The following is a 20,242-nucleotide window of genomic DNA, read 5'->3' as shown; positions in this document are numbered from 1 at the left end:
GTGCAACCCTGTTCTGATATTTTGGGCCAGTTGCTATTCACTGTCAAGTATCGGCTGGGGTGCATTCGTGTACAATCGCGGCGGACCTTTTCGCCGCCTTAAGCAAGCGGGCATCGGTTTAAGGGAAGGATATCCATTGGCCGTAACGCAAGTGCAACCCTGTACTTGTATTCACGCTAGTATCACCGGTGGTGCTGGCGTGAAGCGGTCTAAGCATGGACCGCACAATGAAACGGTACTTTTGTATTGTGCTCGTTGTATTTGGCGCATTGTTAACATCCGGGAATGGGGGTTGGCGTATTTTCAACAACTCAATCACGGTGATAATCAACACGTCAGGCAAGTAAGCCCGGTAAGCCGCCCTGCGGGGCGGTTTTCCTTTATTGTTTGGCGCTAGCCTCAGGTACTCTGCCGTGGTTCAAATTTATAGCTGAAACTCTGGCTAACCGGTTCACTCAACTCGCCATCGTCCTCACTCTCGAGCAGTTCGATCAACATCTTGCCAGCATCTTTACCCATCTTCCGGTAATCGATACGCATCGACGTCAGCGTCGGGTGAGTCTGATCGCAGTTATCAGAACCATCCAGGCAGGCAACCGCGATCCCGCCGGGAATTTTCAGCAAGCGACGTTGGCATTCAAACAGTACCCCCAAAGCGATATCTTCGTGGCTGCAAATAACCGCATCCAGCTCAGGCTGGCGTTGCAGAATTTCCGTCAAGGCATAGCGACCAAACTGTAAGCTGGCTGTTTCTGGTGTGGTGACGGTTTGATCAGCATTTTTATAATGTTCCAGCATCGCTTTATGCCAGCCATTCAGTTGCTGACGTTGTAAGCGGTTATCCATATGAGCGCCAATAAAACCAATATTGTGATAACCGCGCTCCAGTAAATGACGGCTTAATGCATAAGCGGATTCAAAAAATGCCGCCTCAAGGGTAATTTTCGCCCCTTTAAAATAGGACCCCACCACATTAACGGTAGGAATATTGGCCCGTTCAAGCAGTTGATAGGTTTTATCTGCCAGTTGTGAGCCAAATATCACCACGGCTGCCGGATTGCTTTGCAGTAACGTCATCAGTATTTCAGCTTCTTTCCGCTGACTATATTCATGGCAACCCAGCAATAACTGAAATTCATTTTTGTTCAGAATCTGTTGCAGCGCCTGCATAAATCGGGAGCTGGCTTTATCGGTCAGCGACGGAATCAAAACCGCCACGGTATCACTATGCCCCGAAGCCAAAGCCCCTGCCGTGCGATTAGGAATATATCCCAATGTTTCAACCGCTTGCTCTATCTTCTCACGTAACTTATCTGAAACCTGCTCCGGCGTTCGCAGCGCTCGGGAAACAGTCATCGACCCTACCCCAGCGTAATTCGCCACATCCGATAGAGTGACCCGCCCGGTATTACGGCGCTTGCGCGTTTTTTCCATGCTGAGTTCCTGCCTAATTAAAATTTCTTGTCGGATTAAAATTTTCTGTCTGGATAAAACAAGCCAGTCTGCGGGGTCTCGACAATACATTGCATTGTATATGGCTTATTCCGAGATAGCCAAAGGCCCTGACGCGACAAATGATAGCGCTATCACAAAATTTGATAGCGCTATCAGGTAGCGCTACCAATTGAGATATTCGTCACATTAATAGCAACGATAACTATCTACTCTCAGGTTAACAGTCATCGGGAGTCATCAATATCATGTTAAAAACACTGTTAACGTCAGACGTCATTCAGGTGGTTAGCCAGGCAAAAGACTGGCGTGATGCCATCGCCATTTCATGTAAGCCACTGATTGATAATGGCTCTATTGAAGCGCGTTATGTCGAGGCTATTTATCTCTCCCATGAGGCGATTGGCCCTTATTACGTAGTCGGCCCCGGCATTGCGATGCCACATGCCCGCCCGGAAGAAGGTGTGAATAAACTCGCTTTGGCATTAACCGTCATTACCGAGGGTGTCACTTTCAATGCTGAAGGTAATGACCCGGTCAAACTGCTCATAGTGTTAGCCGCGACAGACAGCAACAGCCACATCGAGGCTATTTCTCAACTCGCTCAGTTGTTCGATAACGATAACGATGTACAAACCCTACTTAATGCGCAAACGCCGCAAGAGATCCAATCTGTCATTGCGCGTTATTAATCACAGCATTCTGTACGGATAATAATTTTAAGGGGAAAAAAAATGAAAATTACAGTGGTTTGCGGTAACGGCTTAGGTACCAGCCTGATGATGGAAATCAGCATCAAAAGTATTCTGAAAGAACTGGCAGTCACAGCCGAAGTGGATCATGTGGATCTTGGCTCTGCCAAAGGGACACCAAGCGACATCTTCATCGGTACCAAAGATATTGCCGAACAGCTCATTGCTCAGGCCGTTGGTGGCAAAATCGTTGCTCTTGATAACATGATTGATAAAAAAGCCATGAAAGAACGTTTGTCTGTGGCATTAACTGAATTAGGCGCGCTGTAAGCGGAGGCTGGCATGGATTTCTTTCGTTTCTTAATGAGTGATGTGCTTTCTGAGCCGGCTGTTCTGGTCGGTTTGATTGCGTTAATTGGCCTGATTGCCCAGAAAAAACCGGTGACAGAGTGTATTAAAGGCACCGTAAAGACCATCATGGGCTTTGTGATTTTAGGTGCGGGTGCTGGCCTGGTGGTTTCATCTTTGGGTGATTTTGCCAATATCTTCCAACACGCTTTCGGTATTCAGGGCGTGGTGCCGAATAACGAAGCGATCGTTTCTGTGGCACAAAAGAGTTTTGGTAAAGAGATGGCGATGATTATGTTCTTCGCTATGGTGATCAATATTCTGATTGCCCGCTTTACGCCATGGAAATTTATCTTCCTGACCGGTCATCACACCCTGTTTATGTCGATGATGGTGGCAGTAATTCTAGCCACCGCAGGTATCAGTGGCGTGACACTGATTGTGATCGGTTCGTTGGTGGTTGGGGTTGCGATGGTGTTCTTCCCAGCCATTGCCCACCCTTACATGAAAAAAGTGACCGGTTCTGATGATGTGGCAATTGGCCACTTCTCTACCTTGTCTTATGTGCTGGCTGGCTTTATTGGTAGCAAATTCGGTAATAAAGAACATTCGACTGAAGATATGAATGTGCCGAAAAGCTTGCTGTTCCTGCGTGATACGCCAGTGGCTATCTCATTCACCATGTGTATCATTTTCATCGTGACTTGCCTGTTCGCCGGGCCGGAAGTAGTGAAAAGCCTGAGTGGTGGTAAGAACTGGTTCATGTTCTCGCTGATGCAATCCATCACTTTCGCCGCGGGTGTGTACATCATCTTGCAAGGTGTACGTATGGTTATTGCTGAGATAGTGCCAGCATTTAAAGGGATTTCAGATAAGTTAGTTCCTAATGCAAAACCTGCATTGGATTGCCCGGTGGTGTTCCCTTATGCACCTAATGCGGTTCTGGTTGGCTTCCTGAGCAGCTTTGCCGCAGGTCTTATCGGTATGTTCGCGCTCTATTTGATGAACATGACCGTGATTATCCCAGGCGTCGTTCCTCACTTCTTCGTTGGTGCGGCAGCGGGCGTATTTGGTAATGCAACCGGTGGCCGCCGTGGCGCTATTTTAGGTGCCTTCGCACAGGGATTGTTGATTACCTTCCTGCCAGTCTTCCTACTGCCAGTGCTGGGTGATATCGGCTTTGCCAATACCACATTCAGTGATGCCGACTTTGGTGCGCTGGGTATCTTGCTGGGTATTATTGTAAGATAATCAGTGAGATGAAGGTGAGATATACAAAAGCCCCTGCAAAGGGGCTTTTTTTATGGCTAAGCGGGAATCAATCTTCGCGTGGGGTAATTTTACCGTAATCCTGCTCATTGTTGCGCGTCAGCCACAGTGACAGCGCTTTCAGAGAGTCTGGGGTAAATTCGTCACAACGGGCAGTGATATCTTCCGGTACCATCCAGCATACTTCTTCAATTTCCTCAGCCTGTAGTGCAAACGGCCCATGGGACACGCAACTGAATAATCCGCCCCATACCCGACAGCACTCTTCTTCAAAATAAAACAGGCCATGTTCGGCAAACGGGACACCGGCTATCCCTAACTCTTCCTCTGCCTCACGCCGCGCAGACTCCAGGTAGTTTTCACCACTCTGCACCACCCCCCCCGCAGTGGCATCCAGTTTACCGGGATAGAAATCTTTACTCTCGGTACGACGTTGTACCAGAATTTTCCCCATTCCATCGTGCACCACAATATAGGTAGCACGGTGGCGTAGTCGTTGAGCTCTCATTTGTTGACGGCTGGATTGAGCAATAACGTCATTTTGCTCATCAACAATATCAACCCACTCGATGACTGCTGCTGGATTTTGCTCCACCATCCTCTGAAACCTTCTATCTGGGCGCGGTGAGACTCGCGCAATTGTTAATTATATGTTTACCCTCTGACATAACGTCAATAACTTTGGGTAACTAACTATTTATAATAGTTTTTTTAAAATTCAATTGGGTGACAGATTCATCATTATGTAGGGTCAAAACCTGTAAAATCCCCTCGTCTAACATGCCATAACTTGCCGGGTACCCACCTTTGGGGATACTGACCGAACCTGGATTAAAGCAAATAATCTCTCCCTGCCACCGAGCTTCAGGCAGATGAGTATGACCATAGACTAAGACATCACCATTACGCAACGGAGGAAGTGCGCCAGGGTGATAAAGGTGACCATGCGTCAAAAATAGACGGGTTTCTGGCATAATAATCTGCTGCCAACTCGCCATCATCGGGAACTGCAATAGCATCTGATCCACTTCACTGTCGCAGTTGCCACGAACCGCAATGATCCTTTCTTTATAGGCATTAAGGCGCTGTGCCACCTCTGCTGGCTGATAACCCGCGGGCAACGCATTGCGTGGCCCGTGGTTAAGAAAATCACCCAATAGCACCAGCCATTGCGCACCACTGCGCTCGAAGGTAGCCAGCACCTTTTCCGTTGCGGGCAACGAACCATGCAGGTCAGAAGCAAACATTAACTTCATGATATCGTCTTCTCTTAGGTCTACTCTCAGCAAATCAGGCGACGTAAACGCCATGGCACTCAATGAGAGATAAAAGAAGCCTATTCTATCATCCAATTGATCGGATTAATCCGATAAAAATCGATATCTGTTATGCAAAAATTTTATCGCAAAAAGCAGCGCCGACATGAAAAAATAATATCAGCGCAAGGTGAACGACAATACGAGGAAACCGTTATAATGAGGGCTGAGATACCAATTCATCCAATGTCACAGGATTGAATAAATATCCCTGCATTGCATCAATATTGCTACCCTTAAGTTGCGCCGACTCGTCTTCATTTTCCACGCCCACCACAATGACACCGAGGCAATATTTCTTAATGTTATTGATTAAGATCGGGAAGGTATGCTTATTGTGCTGCCAGAAAAAATGCTTATCGATTTTTACATATTCAAAAATATTGGCTGTGACCGCATTCAAGGTGGAGCCGCCGCTGCCCAAATCATCCAGCCATAACGGATACCGCTGCGCCAATTCCCGTAACAATGGGTTATTCATACCATCGGATAAATTAGAAAAAGTCTCCATGATCTCCAACCGTAGGAAGGGCATCTCATCCAACAACTGGCGCGTTGCGGCATCAGTCACAATCACTCCCGCCAAATCAAAATCAATATTGATTGAGAGCAAAACATGGTGAGTGATAAACCAAGCGCTATAGGCTTTTACTGCACGCAATTGATCCTGGAATAAATTAGTCTTTCCGTCGACATCTAATTCTTTAATAAACTTTTCAACATCGATGGGCAAATCAACCGATTTAGCTGAAAATCGGCTTAATAGCTCTACTGCCAGTAAGCTACCATCTTGTCTATGTATGGGTTCGCATACATAAGAACAATTAACTTCGATATTTAGCTTCATGCGCACCTGAAAAAGTGTATGGACAACAATGAGATCACAACCAGATCTCAGCCGGAGGATTTATAAGCCACCGTGAGTTTTTATAAAACACCCAATATTTATTTATAAAACATCCAAACTTCACAAGGGAGAAGGCCAACTGCCCTCTCGTCCATTCAGGTTAGTCTGTTCACTCTAGCAGAAATTCGCAAAATCAGTGTTTTAAAAATAATCAGCGTATGGCTTATAGTCGTTCTTGTTGCTCAGAAAAAATAACCATTTCGGCCGTTTTCTACCGTCGAAGTGGTATTACTTAAGCACTCAATACCGTATTAATCGGACAGATTGGTGCATTTATTTAGTTAAAATTTTTTATTTTTCCAAATGATGTGACTCACCAGACGCTCTGATGAGATAAAAATTTTAATCTCAAGATATGCTCAGTATCGTAGGAGAAGAGCGTAGGTTAGCCTATGCTGAAAGAGACACCAGACTGCCACTATTCAGGCATCAAGTAAGTTATTTGGGTAAGTGAACGCAGATAACACCTCTGCGGCTTCAAATTAAGAAGGGAATAAATGGAGGTTGGCTATGCGTATATTAATAACCGGAGCTACAGGCCTAATAGGGCGCAGTCTGACTGCCTTCCTTTTATCGCAAGCCCATCAAGTAACCGCACTGACCCGTGACACTCAGCGGGCAAATCAGGTACTCGGCGCACAAGTCACCTGCTGGTCAACGCTGGATGATAAACATGATCTCAATGATTTTGATGCAGTAATCAACCTGGCCGGTGAGCCTATTGCGGAAAAACGCTGGACCCCGCAGCAAAAAGAGATTCTATGCCAAAGCCGCTGGCAGATAACCGAGCGCCTGACCACGCTAATACAGGCCAGCACGACACCGCCAGCAGTATTTATTTCAGGGTCCGCCGTTGGCTTTTATGGTGATCAGGGGCAAGCTCTGGTTACCGAAGAAGAGACGCCACATGATGAATTTACCCATCAGTTGTGCGAACGCTGGGAAAATCTGGCTCGGGCGGCTGAAAGTAGTCATACCCGTGTTTGCCTGTTACGCACCGGTATTGTATTAGCGCCACACGGCGGTGCACTAGCCAAAATGGTCCCGCTATTACGTCTTGGATTGGGTGGCCCGATAGGGGATGGTCGCCAATATCTACCCTGGATCCATATCGATGATATGGTACATGGTATCCATTATTTGCTGACCACCGATGGCCTCAAGGGTCCATTTAATATGGTTTCGCCTTATCCGGTACATAACGAGCAATTTATTGCCACTCTGGCCGATGTGTTAGACAGACCAGCGGTTATCCGCACACCTGCCGCCGCGATTCGTTTATTACTGGGTGAATCCGCAGCGTTAGTGCTGGGCGGGCAACGGGCAGTGCCGAAACGATTGGAAGAGGCCGGTTTTGGTTTTCGTTATTTTGAATTGGAAGAAGCACTGCGCAATGTGCTGAATAAACCCTCAGCTTAATCAAACTGCTGCGGGATAGATAAAATCGCTATCCCGCAGAGATGTTACTTCAGTGCACCAGAAAGGAACTGCTGCAAGCGGGTACTCTTTGGGTTACCAAAAAGTTCAGCCGGCGGGCCTTCCTCTTCAATTACGCCTTTGTGTAAAAAGATAACATGGCTGGAGACATGACGGGCAAACTCCATTTCATGGGTTACCACCACCATAGTTTTCCCCTCCTCTGCCAGCTTTTGCATAATACGCAATACTTCGCCGACTAATTCAGGATCCAGTGCGGAGGTGGGTTCATCAAACAGTAATACATCCGGTTCCATCGCCAATGCCCGGGCAATGGAGACGCGTTGCTGTTGCCCACCAGATAGGTGCACCGGATATTTGGCGCGTGCGCGCTCATCAATTCCGACTTTATCCAGATAACGGATAGCCCGCTCTTTGGCTACTGATTTACTCAGCCCCAAGACTTGAACCGGCGCCTCCATCACATTTTCCAACACCGTCATATGGCTCCACAAATTAAAATGTTGGAATACCATCGTCAGGCGAGTGCGTAACAGTTGCAGCTCTTTTTTATCAAAAACTTTCAACTGCCCATCTTTATCTCGTACCAAACGGATATCACGATTATTTACACTAATCGAGCCTTCACTGGGTTTTTCCAAAAAGTTGATACAGCGTAAAAAAGTGCTTTTCCCTGAACCGGAAGAACCAATAATGGAGATAACATCCCCTGCTTTAGCTGAAAGTGAAACGCCCTTGAGTACTTCGTGTTCACCGTAATGCTTATGCAATTCCGTCACAGACAGTTTGGTTTCAGCTATTTTAGTTTCTAATGTGTCAGTCATAAGGTCTCCGTACTTAATGCGATGCCTGAGGTTTTATATGAGCCAGCCAACGTTTCTCTGCCTGGCGGAACAGGCTAATTAGCGTAAAGGAGATAATCAGATAAAGTACGGCAGCAATACCAAAAGCATAAAACGGCTGATAAGTTGCGGCGTTAATATCTCGCGCTATTTTCAGAATATCTGGCACTGTGGCAGTAAATGCCAGAGCGGTAGAGTGCAGCATTAAGATTACCTCATTACTGTAGGCCGGTAAGGCAATACGCAGTGCAGAAGGTAAAATAATACAGCGATACAATTTAAAACGTGAAAAACCATAGGCTCTGGCGGCTTCGATTTCACCGTGTGGCACCGAACGAATGGCACCGGCGAAAATCTCAGTGGTATAAGCACAGGTATTCAGTGTCAGTGCCAAAATAGTGCAATTCAAGCCACTGCGGAAAAAGGCATTTAACAGGTCATTGCCTCGGACAATCTCTAAACTGTACATACCGGAATAGAATACCAATAATTGTACATATAAAGGCGTGCCACGAAAGATATAAGTAAAAACCCAGACCGGTAAACGAATCCAACGCCGTTCGGCTACCCTTGCGACTGCCAAAGGAATTGCCAGTAACCCGCCCATCACTACCGAGGAAATAAGTAACCATAAGGTGACAGCCATCCCGGTAAAGCGGTAGCCATCGCTCCAGAGCAACGCTTGCCAATATTGTTGCAGGATTTCTATCATAGCTCAGCCCTCTTCACCCCATGGGAATAGCGCCGTTCTAGCCACAGTAATACGCCATTCGATACCGTGGTGAAGATGAGATAGACCACTCCGGCCACTAAAGCGAAGAAAAACGGCTGGTAAGTCCCTTTGCCTGCCAACTGTGTGGCCTTAACCACATCATTTAATCCCAGAATAGAGACCAATGCCGTTGCCTTTAGAATGACTTGCCAGTTATTGCCAATACCCGGCAGTGCGTAGCGCATCATGGCAGGAAACATGATTCTGCGGAAAATCTGGCTAGGGGTGAAACCAAATGCCGTCGCTGCCTCAATTTGGCCGCTGGGTACGGCCATATATGCGCCACGGAAGGTTTCAGTGAAATAAGCACCATAGATAAAGCCAAGGGTAATAATCCCAGCGGAGAGAGGATCAATATTGATTTGTTCAAAACCAATTGATTCAGTAATGCTATTTAGGGTTATCTGCAAACCATAGAAGATAAGCAGCATTAAGACTAAATCGGGTACACCACGGATAAGTGTGGTGTAACACTCAAACAAGCCAGATAACAGCCGGTTTGATGATAACTTTCCACCGGCACCAATCAAGCCGATAATCACTGACAGCAGCACTGAACACAGTGCCAACTCCAGCGTCACCAGCGCACCTTCAAATATCAGTTTCGAATATCCATCCAGCATCTGGGTTATCCTGTTTTACTGAGTAAGGAGTCTGGTTAATTGCTATGTTTAATTGCATGTAGAGGCCCCTGCCACTCGCGGCAGAGGCTCTAACGGCAAAGGTGCTTAACCGCCGTAAACATCAAAATCGAAATACTTTTTCGCGAGCTTGTCGTAGGTGCCATCTTTGCGCATTTCTGCAAAGGCTTTATCCAGCGCCGCTTTCAGTTCCGCATCATCTTTACGCAAGCCCATACCGGTACCTACGCCAAAGAACTGATCATTTTTTACTGATGGGCCAGCGAAAGCATAGCCTTTACCCGCTTCTTGTTTCAGGAAACCTTCACTGCCTGCAACTTCATCCTGGAAAGCCGCATCAATGCGCCCTGAAGCCAAGTCAGCGTAGATCAAGTCCTGATTTTGATAGGCAACCACATCGATACCTTTTGGCTGCCACTCAGCATTGGCGAATGCTTCCTGCGTAGAGCCTTGCAACACCCCAACACGTTTGCCTTTCAAGGCGACTAATGTTGGCTCTATTTTACTGTCTTTGGTCGCGATTAAACGGGCATTGGCAGCGTAGAGTTTGTCGGTGAAAGCAATCTCTTTCTGGCGTTTTTCCGTGATGGAGAGTGAGGAGATAATGGCATCGATTTTTTTGGCTTTGAGTGATGGGATTAATGCATCGAAGTCACTTTCAACAAAAGTACATTTAGTATCGATACGTTTGCATAACTCTTTTGCTATATCGATATCAAAACCTACCAATTCACCACTGGCATTTTTGGATTCAAAAGGAGCATAAGTTGGATCAGTACCAATTTTGACATCTTTCGGAATGGCAGCAAAAGCACTGCTGGCAGCAGCTAATGCTAAGACTAGCGGAAGAACCAACATCTTCTTATTCATACATAACCCTCAAATTGATTTTCGATGCCAGAAAGCGCGTTAATGTTCTGTACAACCCAGAGCGTTCATAAATCAATTTGCAGTAATCGTGCCAGTAATCATCTGGTAGGAAAGCTAATTCCACCACCGCTTAATTAGCACGATCACCACGAAATACAGGCATCAAGTCGTATACAAAAATCGAATACCACACTCATGCCATGATACGCGTTCTAAAACAGGATCATTGTGGTGCATAATCCGCCCCATTTCAGTGCGATGTTGCACAAATGTATCAATTAAGGGAAAAATGTTAATTATTGCCTTGCCATCGTGTAAACAGGTCTTCAGGCAGTTCGATGTCAAATTGATCGATAACCCGATTAACGGTCTGATCAACAATATCTTGAATGGTTTGTGGTCGATGATAAAACGCAGGCATTGGCGGCATAATGGTAGCGCCCAGCTCAGCGGCTTGTACCAGCAGGCGTAAATGCCCTAAATGCAACGGGGTTTCACGCACACATAACACTAGCGGGCGGCGCTCTTTTAAGATCACATCCGCGGCGCGGGTCAGCAAACCCTCGGTATAGCTATGGACAATTCCAGATAACGTTTTGATTGAACAGGGTAAAATAACCATACCTTGCGTTTTGAATGATCCGGATGAGATACAAGCAGCAATGTCACGTGAGTCATGTACAACATCGGCCAGTGCCTGCACATCCTTCACGCTAAATTCCGTTTCCAGCGCCAGCGTCTGGCGCGCCGCATTACTGAGAATAAGATGAGTTTCCACACCCTCGACATGTTGCAGCACCTGTAACAGCCGTACGCCATAAATGGCACCGCTGGCACCGCTAATGCCGATAATAAGTCGTTTCATGGGGTATAGCCTCGCACTGACGTTATGCCTTATAGTGTGAGCATAACATAAAGAAATATCGCCCGACTTTGCCGTATCAAGTACGGATTAGCAAGTTATTGGCCCCGTTTTGCCACAATACCCATGGCCCTCGGCTAGATAACAAAAAAGGTGCACCGCGCCGGAACGCTGGTTGCACCTTTTTGATTCACACTCTGCCGATAACTGAAGATACCCAATAAATTTCAAGTTGCAGCAAGGCACTAAACAGCGACCGCATCGCAAGATCCGTGGATTGGTCGAGGCCAACACATCTGCAACCTGAAAGATAACGGGTATTACCCTTCGTTATGCATCTCCAGATTCTCGGCTTCGTTATGATTACGTAATGCCTGCGCATCATCGTTACGTAACGATTCAAGATATTCCAGATAGCTCTGATCGACATCTTTAGTCACATAAACGCCGTTAAAGACCGAGCACTCAAACTGGGTGATGTCTGGGTTATCTTCGCGTACTGCCTCGATAAGATCGCTAAGGTCCTGGAAAATCAGTGCATCGGCACCAATCAACTGGCGGATTTCATCCACTTCACGACCATGGGCAATCAATTCGTTCGCACTTGGCATATCAATGCCATACACATTCGGGAAACGAATTTCCGGTGCCGCAGAGGCGAAATAGACCTTCTTCGCCCCAGCCTCACGCGCCATCTCGACAATCTGTTCTGATGTGGTGCCACGCACGATAGAGTCATCCACTAATAAGACGTTCTTATCACGGAACTCTGCGCGGTTGGCATTCAGTTTACGGCGCACAGATTTACGACGTTCCTGCTGACCCGGCATGATAAAGGTACGGCCAACATAACGGTTTTTCACAAACCCCTGGCGGTACGGTTTATCTAGAATACGGGCGATTTCCAGCGCGATATCGCAAGATGTTTCCGGGATAGGAATGACAACATCAATATCCAGATCTTCCCACTGCTTGGCAATTTTGGCACCCAACTTCTGGCCCATGCGCACGCGCGCACTGTAAACAGAAATTTTATCCATAAAGGAGTCTGGGCGAGCAAAATACACATACTCAAACAAGCACGGATTGTATTTCGGATTTTCAGCACACTGGCGGGTAAACAACTGGCCTTTTTCCGTGATATACACAGCTTCGCCCGGCGCAACATCCCGCAGGAATTCAAAGCCAAGGGTATCCAATGCCACACTTTCAGAAGCGACCATATATTCATTGCGGCCATCAACTAACGTGCGTTTACCAATAACCAGCGGGCGAATACCGTTAGGGTCACGGAACGCGACCATCCCGTGGCCGATAATCATCGCAACACAAGCGTATGCCCCACGGATCAACTGATGTGTTGCGGCAACAGCAGCAAAAATATTGTCTGATTCCAATGGATAATGTTGGAAACGGTCCAATTCACTGGCAAAAATATTCAGCAAAATTTCCGAGTCAGAAGTGGTGTTCACATGACGGCGAGAAACTTCGAATAATTTCTTTCTCAGTTGGTGAGCGTTAGTCAGATTACCGTTATGAGCGAGAGTGATGCCAAACGGTGAGTTAACGTAGAAAGGCTGAGCCTCGGAAGCACTGGAACTGCCAGCCGTCGGGTAACGAACATGGCCAATACCCATATTCCCCTGTAAGCGCAGCATATGCCGGGTTTCAAATACATCCTTCACCAAGCCGTTTGCTTTACGCAGCCGGAACCCATTATGGGCATCAATGGTAACGATGCCCGCAGCATCCTGGCCTCGGTGCTGAAGCACCGTCAGCGCATCATAAATCGACTGGTTTACCGGTGCAAAACCGGCGATACCGACAATACCGCACATGTTGTCTTTTCCTCATAAGCCGCTCCGAATCGGTAATTGATTCGGTAAGAAACTCGACGTGCTCTGCAGGTAGTCAAAGAACCACCTGATTATATAACTGAACTGCGGGATTAATTGTGACTGTTTCCAGTCAACACTCTGTGAGAAGCCGGTAAACGTATCCAGAAAGAACAGCATGGCAGAGACTATCAGAACACCTCGCAGCGCGCCAAAACAGACACCCAGCACCCTGTCAGTTCCTGATAAACCAGTACGTTCAACCAACGAACCAATCACATAGTTAACAATAGCCCCGACGATCAATGTCGCGATGAACAAAATGCCGATGGCAATTCCGTTGCGAACTACTTCATCTTCAAAACGCGTGAAATAGACAGCAAGGTAAGTGTAAAAATGGCTGGCAACAAAAAACGCACATCCCCATGTTACAAGTGACAATGCTTCACGGACAAAACCCCGGATTAAGCTGACCAATGCAGAAAATCCGATAATCCCTATAATGACGTAATCAATCCAGACCATGACTATTCCAATGACGAAATCGCCGCTGCATCCTGTTCGCGGCGAATTCTAACAGAAAAAGAAAACGTTTGCGTAGGGGAATTCTTACCCGCGACAAATTAAAGTGCGGCGATTTTAAAAACAACAATCGCCGCACAAACTTAGCTCAAAAACCCCGTACACCCTGATATCTTAACTCTCGGCATAAATCTTAACGCGCCGTGCCATAGGGCTTAACTTGCCCATTCAGGCCGCTTAATGAATTAAGCTCTGGCAGCGCAGATTGCAATTTTTGTTTTGACGCATCTGGCCCGACATACACACGGGTTATTTGGCCTTGAACCGGCGTTGTAGGCACCGTAAACGCCCGATGACCTGACAAGCGCAGCGTCGCCACGATTTCATTCACTTTAGCTGCGTTTTTCAACGCGCCCAGTTGGACGACATAAGCCTGCCCTACCGGTGCTTTTTCTTCTGTGACCGGTTTAGTTTCCGGCTGAACGTCCGGTTTAACCTCAGGTTTAGGTTTTACTTCCTGCGGTTTTTTCTCTACCGGTAGCGGTTTGACCTCAACCGGTTTCTTCTCAACAGGTTTCACCTCAACCGGCTTACTCTGTATCACTGGCGGTGCCACGATAGTCGGTTCAGACGGAGGGTTACCAGCATCATTAGCAGCCTGAGAGGCGGAATCATCTTTGGGGACATCCACGGCTTGCGCCGCACCTTCCGGTGGAGCAATAGGCAGAGGTTGACTGACCGGACCAACCGCATCGATCTCCTGACTATCACCTGGTTTTGGCACTAATGGGATAGCGGCGAACTCATCCTCATAATGCTTCTTTTTACCATCCAGTAGCCCCGGCAGCACAATCACGCCTAACGCCACCAGAATTATGGTCCCGACTAAACGGTTCTGGAACTTACTTGCCACTCGCACTCCCAATTCAATGCCTTGATAAACTCAAGTTGTCACAAATTCAGGCTGTCATAAATCCAATACAGCCATCACATGAGCGACAGTATGGAAAGAACCACAGACAATAACCACATCCTGTGGTTTTGCATCCAACATAGCCTGACGCCAGGCCGTTTCTACATCGCTAAACTGGCGTGATAACTCCAAATGCTCGGCTAATTGCTCCGCCGTCGCCCCACGCGGCCCTTCAAGCGGCGCGCAGTACCATTCATCGACTTGTTCAGATAAACAGGCCAGCGTCCCGCCGATATCTTTATCTGATAGCATACCTACCACAGCCCGTACTTTACCGTGTTTTGGCAATCGAGCCAGCCTGTCGGTGAGATAACGTGCTGCATGCGGGTTATGGGCTACATCCAAAATCAGCAGTGGTTGCTCACTGACAACCTGAAAACGCCCTGGCAAACTGGCAGCCAACAAGCCCTGGCGAATAACCTTATCGCTTAAAGGCAGGCCAGAATAGTGCAATACGGCCAAAGCTGTCGCCGCATTTGCCAAAGGTACGTTTGGTAAGGGTAGATTGGTCCAATGATGGTTGCCACACTGCCAATCCCAGGCATTTTCTTGTTTTTCACCTGGCTGTTGTTGGCTAAACCGCCATGCGTCATCACGGCGATACAGTTGTGCCCCCAATTGCGCCGCAACATCGGCAATCGACTGCGGCATATCCGGTTCGCCAACCACGGCAGGTTTCCCCGCACGGAAAACACCAGCCTTCTCGCGGCCAATGCTTTCTCGATCGAAGCCCAACCAGTCAGTATGGTCTATGGCAATACTGGTAATAGCCGCAACATCAGAATCGACTATATTGGTCGCATCCAAACGTCCACCCAGCCCCACTTCCAGAATCACTACATCAAGTTTAGCCTGCTTAAATAATTGCAGCGCAGATAAGGTGCCAAATTCGAAGTAAGTCAGTGATATACCCGCGCGCCCGGCTTCAATTTGAGCAAAAGAGTGGCTGTGTTCAGCCTCAGACAGTTCTTGCCCCTGAATACGGACTCGCTCGGTGTAACGCAAAAGGTGAGGTGAGCTGTAAACCCCGACCCGCAGACCCGCTGCAAGTAAAATTGATTCCAGGGTACAACAGGTGGTGCCTTTGCCATTAGTACCGGCAACGGTGAAGACTTTTGGGGCAGGGTTAAGCAGATCCAAACGCTCAGCAACCTGTTTAACACGTTCCAGACCCAACTCGATTGGTTGAGAGTGCAAACGTTCAAGATAGTAAAGCCACGCGGCCAAAGGCGACGTGGCTTGGGGAATTTGATGGTTTTTCATGAGTCCCGTCACTGGCCTTTATACCCATCATACTTCAAGCTGCATGTGCGTTGACTGCTTTCGTTGCTCGGCCCCCGTCCATGGACCTCGCCTCTGCGAGGCCGCTGCAAGCAGCGTTCAAATCGGTTCCTGACCGATTTGTCACCCGAATCAATGACTAGCGTCAACTCATCAGGATTATGAGCCTCTAATGAGACTCACCCTGCGGGCCAGCGCAAGCGATGTTCAACATGGTTTACAACCAAGTTGTCACTCAATTGCCGCCTTCCTGCAACTCAAATTATTTTGGGTAAATATTTTCTTTTTTAAAGCTATAAAGCTTAAGTTGCGACAATGCACAACAACCGGGCATCACCTTATCAGGGTGATGCCCGCGTGGATAATCAGGCTTCGGCCTGATTATCCGCCTGAGCAGTATCGGCTTTACTCTCAATCACACTGGGTTGTGGCTGATGCGTTAATTTAGACAAGATGCTGGCAATTGTCTGACGCATCACCGGGCGGCGAACGATCATGTCGATAGCGCCTTTTTCAATCAAGAACTCACTGCGCTGGAAGCCCGGCGGCAGTTTTTCCCGAACGGTTTGCTCAATAACCCGTGGACCAGCAAAACCGATTAAGGCTTTTGGTTCTGCGATATTGATATCACCCAACATTGCCAGACTGGCGGAGACACCACCCATGGTAGGATCCGTCAGCACAGAAATGTACGGCAAGCCACGCTCTTGCATTTTAGCCAGAGCAGCACTGGTTTTTGCCATCTGCATCAGTGACATCAATGCTTCCTGCATACGAGCACCACCACTGGAGGAGAAGCACACCAACGGGCAATTATCTTCCAGCGCCTGCTCAACTGCACGCACAAAACGGGCACCCACCACTGACGCCATTGACCCACCCATAAAGGCAAATTCAAATGAAGCGGCAACGATCGGCATCCCTTGTAAGGTCCCTTTCATGGCAACCAAAGCGTCTTTTTCGCCGGTATCTTTTTGTGCGGCAGAAATGCGATCTTTATACTTTTTGGAATCCTTGAATTTCAGGATATCCTTCGGCTCCAGTTCGCTACCCAATTCAACTTCACTGCCTGCATCCAGTAGCATATGTAACCGTGCACGGGCTGTCATACGCATATGGTGATCACACTTAGGACAAACTTCTAGATTACGCTCTAACTCGGCACGGTAAAGCACCTGACCGCAACTGTCACATTTCGTCCACACCCCTTCAGGAATACTCGCTTTACGGGTTTGTGTAATATTGCTTTTGTTAAGAATTCGTTCAATCCAGCTCATCGATGACCTTTCTGTTTGAACCTGGCTGTTGCCAGTCCGCTGTTCATGCTTTAACCATCTCCCTGAAAACATCCCAACAAAAAATGCCTGAGATACACGCCATTACAACGTGGCTAAGGCACTGGAACTCGGGTTGTCCGCAGGAACAGACCATAAATGTCACTCATTAAACCATATTGGCTCGACAGTGTAGATAAAAAACTGGTCGAACCCACGGCTTAGGTAACGTTTTTACTGATTTTTTTGCCGTGATTGCGCGCGCCGATGCCGCCATACCTCAAATACACCCGGCAAAATTGACACCACAATAATGGCAACAATTAGCAATTTCAGATTGTTCTGCACGATAGGTACGTTACCAAACAGATAACCAGCATAGGTGAATAACAGTACCCATACCAACGCCCCAATCACGTTATAAGCCGCAAAGTGGCGATAAGACATTTTACCCATTCCGGCGACAAACGGCGCAAAAGTGCGGATAATCGGGACAAAACGTGCCAAAACAATCGCTTTACCGCCATGTTTTTCGTAGAACTGATGGGTTTTTTCCAGATAGCTGCGGCGGAAAATTTTGGAGTCCGGGTTACTGAATAGTTTCTCTCCGAACACCCGTCCAATGGTGTAGTTAATAGCATCGCCCAAAATAGCGGCGGTAACCATCAGTGCCACCATAATGTGCACATTGATATCATTGGACGGTAATGCTGCCAACGCACCGGCCACAAACAGCAAAGAATCTCCTGGCAGGAACGGCGTCACCACCAGACCAGTTTCACAGAATAAGATCAGGAATAAAATGGCGTAAACCCAAACCCCATACTGCGCCACCAGCTCCGCCAGATGGACATCAATATGCAAAATAAAATCAATAACGAAACGTATAAATTCCATAAATACTCTCAAATGGTAAACATACTTGTGCTTTGAGTGAGTGAGATTAGCTGAACTTCCTTAGGTATTCCTTAGCCCAAGGCGACCTCACTCATCAATGTAGAGAAATCAGTCGTCTGCCAAAAAAAGGGGTCCCATTGGCGCTGTTGGTAGCGCAAAGCGTTCGGGGTAATCAACCGCGACTAAATACAACCCTTCGGCTTTCGCTGTTGCCGCAGCACGTGATCGGTCTTTCAGTGCCAGCAACTGGGCCATCCAGTTGACATCCTGATTACCACAGCCAATCTCAATCAAGCTACCAACAATATTACGCACCATATGATGAACAAAAGCGTTGGCCTTGATATCTACCACGATATACGCGCCATGTCGGGTAACTTTGACATGTTTTACATTTCGCCATGGGGTACGCGACTGGCACTGTATCGCACGAAACGAGGTAAAATCATTCTCGCCGAGTAAACATTGCGCCGCTCGTTCCATTTTTTCAGCATCCAGCGGCAGGTAGCAATGGGTTACCCCTTGCGCCAACACCGCTGGACGATAGCGATGGTTAAAGATGATATAGCGATAACGGCGGGCAGTAGCGCTGAAACGGGCGTGAAAATCGTCATCCACTGTTTTTATCCAGCGTACGGCGATATCTGGAGGTAAATGGCTATTGACCCCCATCGTCCAGGCGGCATCTTTACGCACCGCCGAGGTGACAAAATGCACCACCTGCCCGGTGGCATGTACACCAGCATCAGTGCGCCCAGCACAAAATACGCCAATGGATTCATCGGCAACTTTTGACAAGGCAGCCTCCAAACAAGCCTGCACACTGGCAACCTCCAACTGCCGTTGCCAGCCGAAATAGCGGCTGCCGTTATATTCAATACCCAGCGCAATTTTTATACCGGCCGTTTCAGCCACTATGTCTTGTGGCTGAGCCAACTCGAGTTCGGACATCAGTACAGTTGCTCCTGCAACAGGTGCTCCGCCGTTTCAATCGCCATCAATGCGCCACCAAAACGAATGTTGTCGGCCACTGACCAGAACTGCAACACTTCGGGAATGCCATAGTCATTACGCACACAACCAATACTCAGCACCTCACTGCCCGAGGCATCACTGACCTGTGTTGGATAATCATCCTCTTCAGATAATTGGATATCTTCGCAATTTTCCAGTTCGCTGCGCGCTTCATCTGCGGAGATTGGGCGCAAGGCTTCCAGATGAACCACTTGTGCCTGACCGTAAAATACCGGTGATTGAATGCAACTCACCGAGATAGGCAGACCTTCGTCTTGCAATACTTTGCGCACCTGATCAACCAGACGGCGCTCTTCACGCACACTGCCCTCTTCATCAGCCAGCAACGGCAACACGTTAAATGCCAGTTGTTTGGCGAAGATACTTGGCTCCGCAGGAATGCCATTTAACAACTTGGCACTTTGACCGGCCAGATCGTCCACAGCGGCCTTGCCATGGGCGGAGGCTGAAATCAATGCAGTGACATGCACGCGGGACAAGCCAGCCTGTTCCGTCAGTGGTTTAATCGCCGTCAGCAACTGGCTGGTCAGGCTATCGGCTACCGCCACAATATTGCGATTGCGATATTCTGCCAGCACCTGAGGATTCACACTTGGCACCACCAGCGGTACATCTGGTTCCATCGCGAACAGGCCACTGCTGTCGATAACCAAGCAACCGGCATTCGCCGCTTCTTCCGCATAGAGTTGTGAGGCTTCGCGCCCGGCAACAAAGAAAGCTAACTGCGCCTGAGACCAGTCAAATTCAGCAACATTTTCAACCAGTAAACTTTTACCATTAAAGCGCACAGAAGCACCGGCGCTGCGTTCGCTGGCCAGCGGATACAATTCACCAACCGGGAACTGGCGCTCATTTAACAGCTCCAGCAAAGCTTCACCTACTGCGCCCGTTGCTCCTAACAGAGCAATATTCCAGCCGTCAGACATGTTGGTTTTCTCCACTAACGTTCATTAAATTACAAGGGTTCATTCAGATACTAAGATCGATTGAAAGAGAAAGGCGGTAAAAAACCGCCTG

General features: G+C 47.9%; 22 protein-coding genes. 4 read left to right on the top strand and 18 right to left on the bottom strand.

The genetic code is table 11. From position 1 onward, the window contains the following. Window positions 1–399: 399 nt before the first annotated feature. Window positions 400–1,434: a LacI family DNA-binding transcriptional regulator gene (locus A6J66_001810; GenBank protein ID PNM23033.1), complete on the bottom strand. Its 1,035-nt coding sequence runs from the start codon at window positions 1,432–1,434 to the stop codon at window positions 400–402. A gap of 266 nt (window positions 1,435–1,700) precedes the next feature. On the opposite strand from A6J66_001810, the gene cmtB reads away from it, so the two are divergent. Genes cmtB through A6J66_001795 form a run of 3 tightly spaced genes read left to right on the top strand, consistent with a single transcriptional unit; the run spans window position 1,701 to window position 3,743 of the window. Then, entirely contained in the window at window positions 1,701–2,144 is a 444-nt protein-coding gene (gene cmtB, locus A6J66_001805; protein PNM23032.1) for a PTS mannitol transporter subunit IIA, read from the top strand. Between the two features lie 42 nt (window positions 2,145–2,186). After that, window positions 2,187–2,474: a PTS ascorbate transporter subunit IIB gene (locus tag A6J66_001800; GenBank protein ID PNM23031.1), complete on the top strand. Its 288-nt coding sequence runs from the start codon at window positions 2,187–2,189 to the stop codon at window positions 2,472–2,474. Between the two features lie 12 nt (window positions 2,475–2,486). Next, complete coding sequence (locus A6J66_001795; GenBank protein PNM23030.1) at window positions 2,487–3,743, top strand: PTS ascorbate transporter subunit IIC; 1,257 nt, start codon at window positions 2,487–2,489, stop codon at window positions 3,741–3,743. A gap of 67 nt (window positions 3,744–3,810) precedes the next feature. On the opposite strand, the gene A6J66_001790 is transcribed toward A6J66_001795, so the two are convergent. From A6J66_001790 to A6J66_001780, 3 genes are all read right to left on the bottom strand, one after another. Further along, entirely contained in the window at window positions 3,811–4,359 is a 549-nt protein-coding gene (locus A6J66_001790; protein PNM23029.1) for an NUDIX hydrolase, read from the bottom strand. Window positions 4,360–4,450: 91 nt separating this feature from the next. Continuing rightward, window positions 4,451–5,017: a phosphodiesterase gene (locus A6J66_001785; protein ID PNM23028.1), complete on the bottom strand. Its 567-nt coding sequence runs from the start codon at window positions 5,015–5,017 to the stop codon at window positions 4,451–4,453. 214 nt (window positions 5,018–5,231) lie between these two features. Beyond that, a complete protein-coding gene (locus tag A6J66_001780; protein PNM23027.1) occupies window positions 5,232–5,930 on the bottom strand; it encodes a diguanylate phosphodiesterase in 699 nt (232 codons plus the stop codon). A gap of 564 nt (window positions 5,931–6,494) precedes the next feature. On the opposite strand from A6J66_001780, the gene A6J66_001775 reads away from it, so the two are divergent. Beyond that, window positions 6,495–7,403, top strand: a complete 909-nt coding sequence (locus tag A6J66_001775) for a TIGR01777 family protein (protein PNM23026.1) — start codon at window positions 6,495–6,497, stop codon at window positions 7,401–7,403. A 44-nt stretch (window positions 7,404–7,447) separates the two neighbouring features. Here A6J66_001775 and A6J66_001770 read toward each other — a convergent pair whose 3' ends face one another. The 14 genes from A6J66_001770 to A6J66_001705 form a co-directional block, all read right to left on the bottom strand. Next, window positions 7,448–8,245, bottom strand: a complete 798-nt coding sequence (locus tag A6J66_001770) for a histidine/lysine/arginine/ornithine ABC transporter ATP-binding protein HisP (GenBank protein PNM23025.1) — start codon at window positions 8,243–8,245, stop codon at window positions 7,448–7,450. 13 nt (window positions 8,246–8,258) lie between these two features. Next, complete coding sequence (locus tag A6J66_001765; GenBank protein PNM23024.1) at window positions 8,259–8,975, bottom strand: histidine ABC transporter permease HisM; 717 nt, start codon at window positions 8,973–8,975, stop codon at window positions 8,259–8,261. After that, window positions 8,972–9,658 (bottom strand): histidine ABC transporter permease HisQ, encoded by a 687-nt coding sequence (locus A6J66_001760; GenBank protein PNM23023.1) that lies wholly within the window; start codon window positions 9,656–9,658, stop codon window positions 8,972–8,974. Before A6J66_001760 ends, A6J66_001765 begins: the two co-directional genes overlap by 4 nt. A gap of 105 nt (window positions 9,659–9,763) precedes the next feature. Then, window positions 9,764–10,546 carry a histidine ABC transporter substrate-binding protein HisJ gene (locus A6J66_001755; GenBank protein ID PNM23022.1) on the bottom strand — a complete coding sequence of 261 codons (783 nt, stop codon included), beginning with the start codon at window positions 10,544–10,546 and terminating at the stop codon, window positions 9,764–9,766. Between the two features lie 162 nt (window positions 10,547–10,708). Continuing rightward, window positions 10,709–10,891, bottom strand: coding sequence for a hypothetical protein (locus tag A6J66_001750; GenBank protein PNM23021.1), 183 nt, complete (start codon window positions 10,889–10,891; stop codon window positions 10,709–10,711). Then, window positions 10,839–11,411 (bottom strand): UbiX family flavin prenyltransferase, encoded by a 573-nt coding sequence (locus tag A6J66_001745; GenBank protein ID PNM23020.1) that lies wholly within the window; start codon window positions 11,409–11,411, stop codon window positions 10,839–10,841. Before A6J66_001745 ends, A6J66_001750 begins: the two co-directional genes overlap by 53 nt. Before the next feature lie 317 nt (window positions 11,412–11,728). Continuing rightward, window positions 11,729–13,246 carry an amidophosphoribosyltransferase gene (locus A6J66_001740; protein PNM23019.1) on the bottom strand — a complete coding sequence of 506 codons (1,518 nt, stop codon included), beginning with the start codon at window positions 13,244–13,246 and terminating at the stop codon, window positions 11,729–11,731. Window positions 13,247–13,258: 12 nt separating this feature from the next. Next, a complete protein-coding gene (locus A6J66_001735; protein PNM23018.1) occupies window positions 13,259–13,768 on the bottom strand; it encodes a colicin V production protein in 510 nt (169 codons plus the stop codon). A 190-nt stretch (window positions 13,769–13,958) separates the two neighbouring features. Continuing rightward, window positions 13,959–14,678: an SPOR domain-containing protein gene (locus tag A6J66_001730; protein PNM23017.1), complete on the bottom strand. Its 720-nt coding sequence runs from the start codon at window positions 14,676–14,678 to the stop codon at window positions 13,959–13,961. A gap of 54 nt (window positions 14,679–14,732) precedes the next feature. After that, window positions 14,733–16,001, bottom strand: a complete 1,269-nt coding sequence (locus A6J66_001725) for a bifunctional tetrahydrofolate synthase/dihydrofolate synthase (protein ID PNM23016.1) — start codon at window positions 15,999–16,001, stop codon at window positions 14,733–14,735. 383 nt (window positions 16,002–16,384) lie between these two features. Then, window positions 16,385–17,296, bottom strand: coding sequence for an acetyl-CoA carboxylase carboxyltransferase subunit beta (locus A6J66_001720; protein ID PNM23015.1), 912 nt, complete (start codon window positions 17,294–17,296; stop codon window positions 16,385–16,387). Window positions 17,297–17,527: 231 nt separating this feature from the next. Continuing rightward, window positions 17,528–18,190: a DedA family protein gene (locus tag A6J66_001715; GenBank protein ID PNM23014.1), complete on the bottom strand. Its 663-nt coding sequence runs from the start codon at window positions 18,188–18,190 to the stop codon at window positions 17,528–17,530. A 108-nt stretch (window positions 18,191–18,298) separates the two neighbouring features. Next, window positions 18,299–19,141: a tRNA pseudouridine(38-40) synthase TruA gene (locus A6J66_001710; GenBank protein PNM23013.1), complete on the bottom strand. Its 843-nt coding sequence runs from the start codon at window positions 19,139–19,141 to the stop codon at window positions 18,299–18,301. Continuing rightward, a complete protein-coding gene (locus A6J66_001705; GenBank protein PNM23012.1) occupies window positions 19,141–20,151 on the bottom strand; it encodes an aspartate-semialdehyde dehydrogenase in 1,011 nt (336 codons plus the stop codon). The genes A6J66_001710 and A6J66_001705 overlap by 1 nt, the downstream gene beginning before the upstream one ends. Window positions 20,152–20,242: the final 91 nt, after the last annotated feature.

It is taken from the genome of Yersinia enterocolitica, from assembly GCA_002082245.2.
GTDB classification, from domain to species: domain Bacteria; phylum Pseudomonadota; class Gammaproteobacteria; order Enterobacterales; family Enterobacteriaceae; genus Yersinia; species Yersinia enterocolitica_E.
This window is presented reverse-complemented; position numbering and strand designations above follow the sequence as displayed.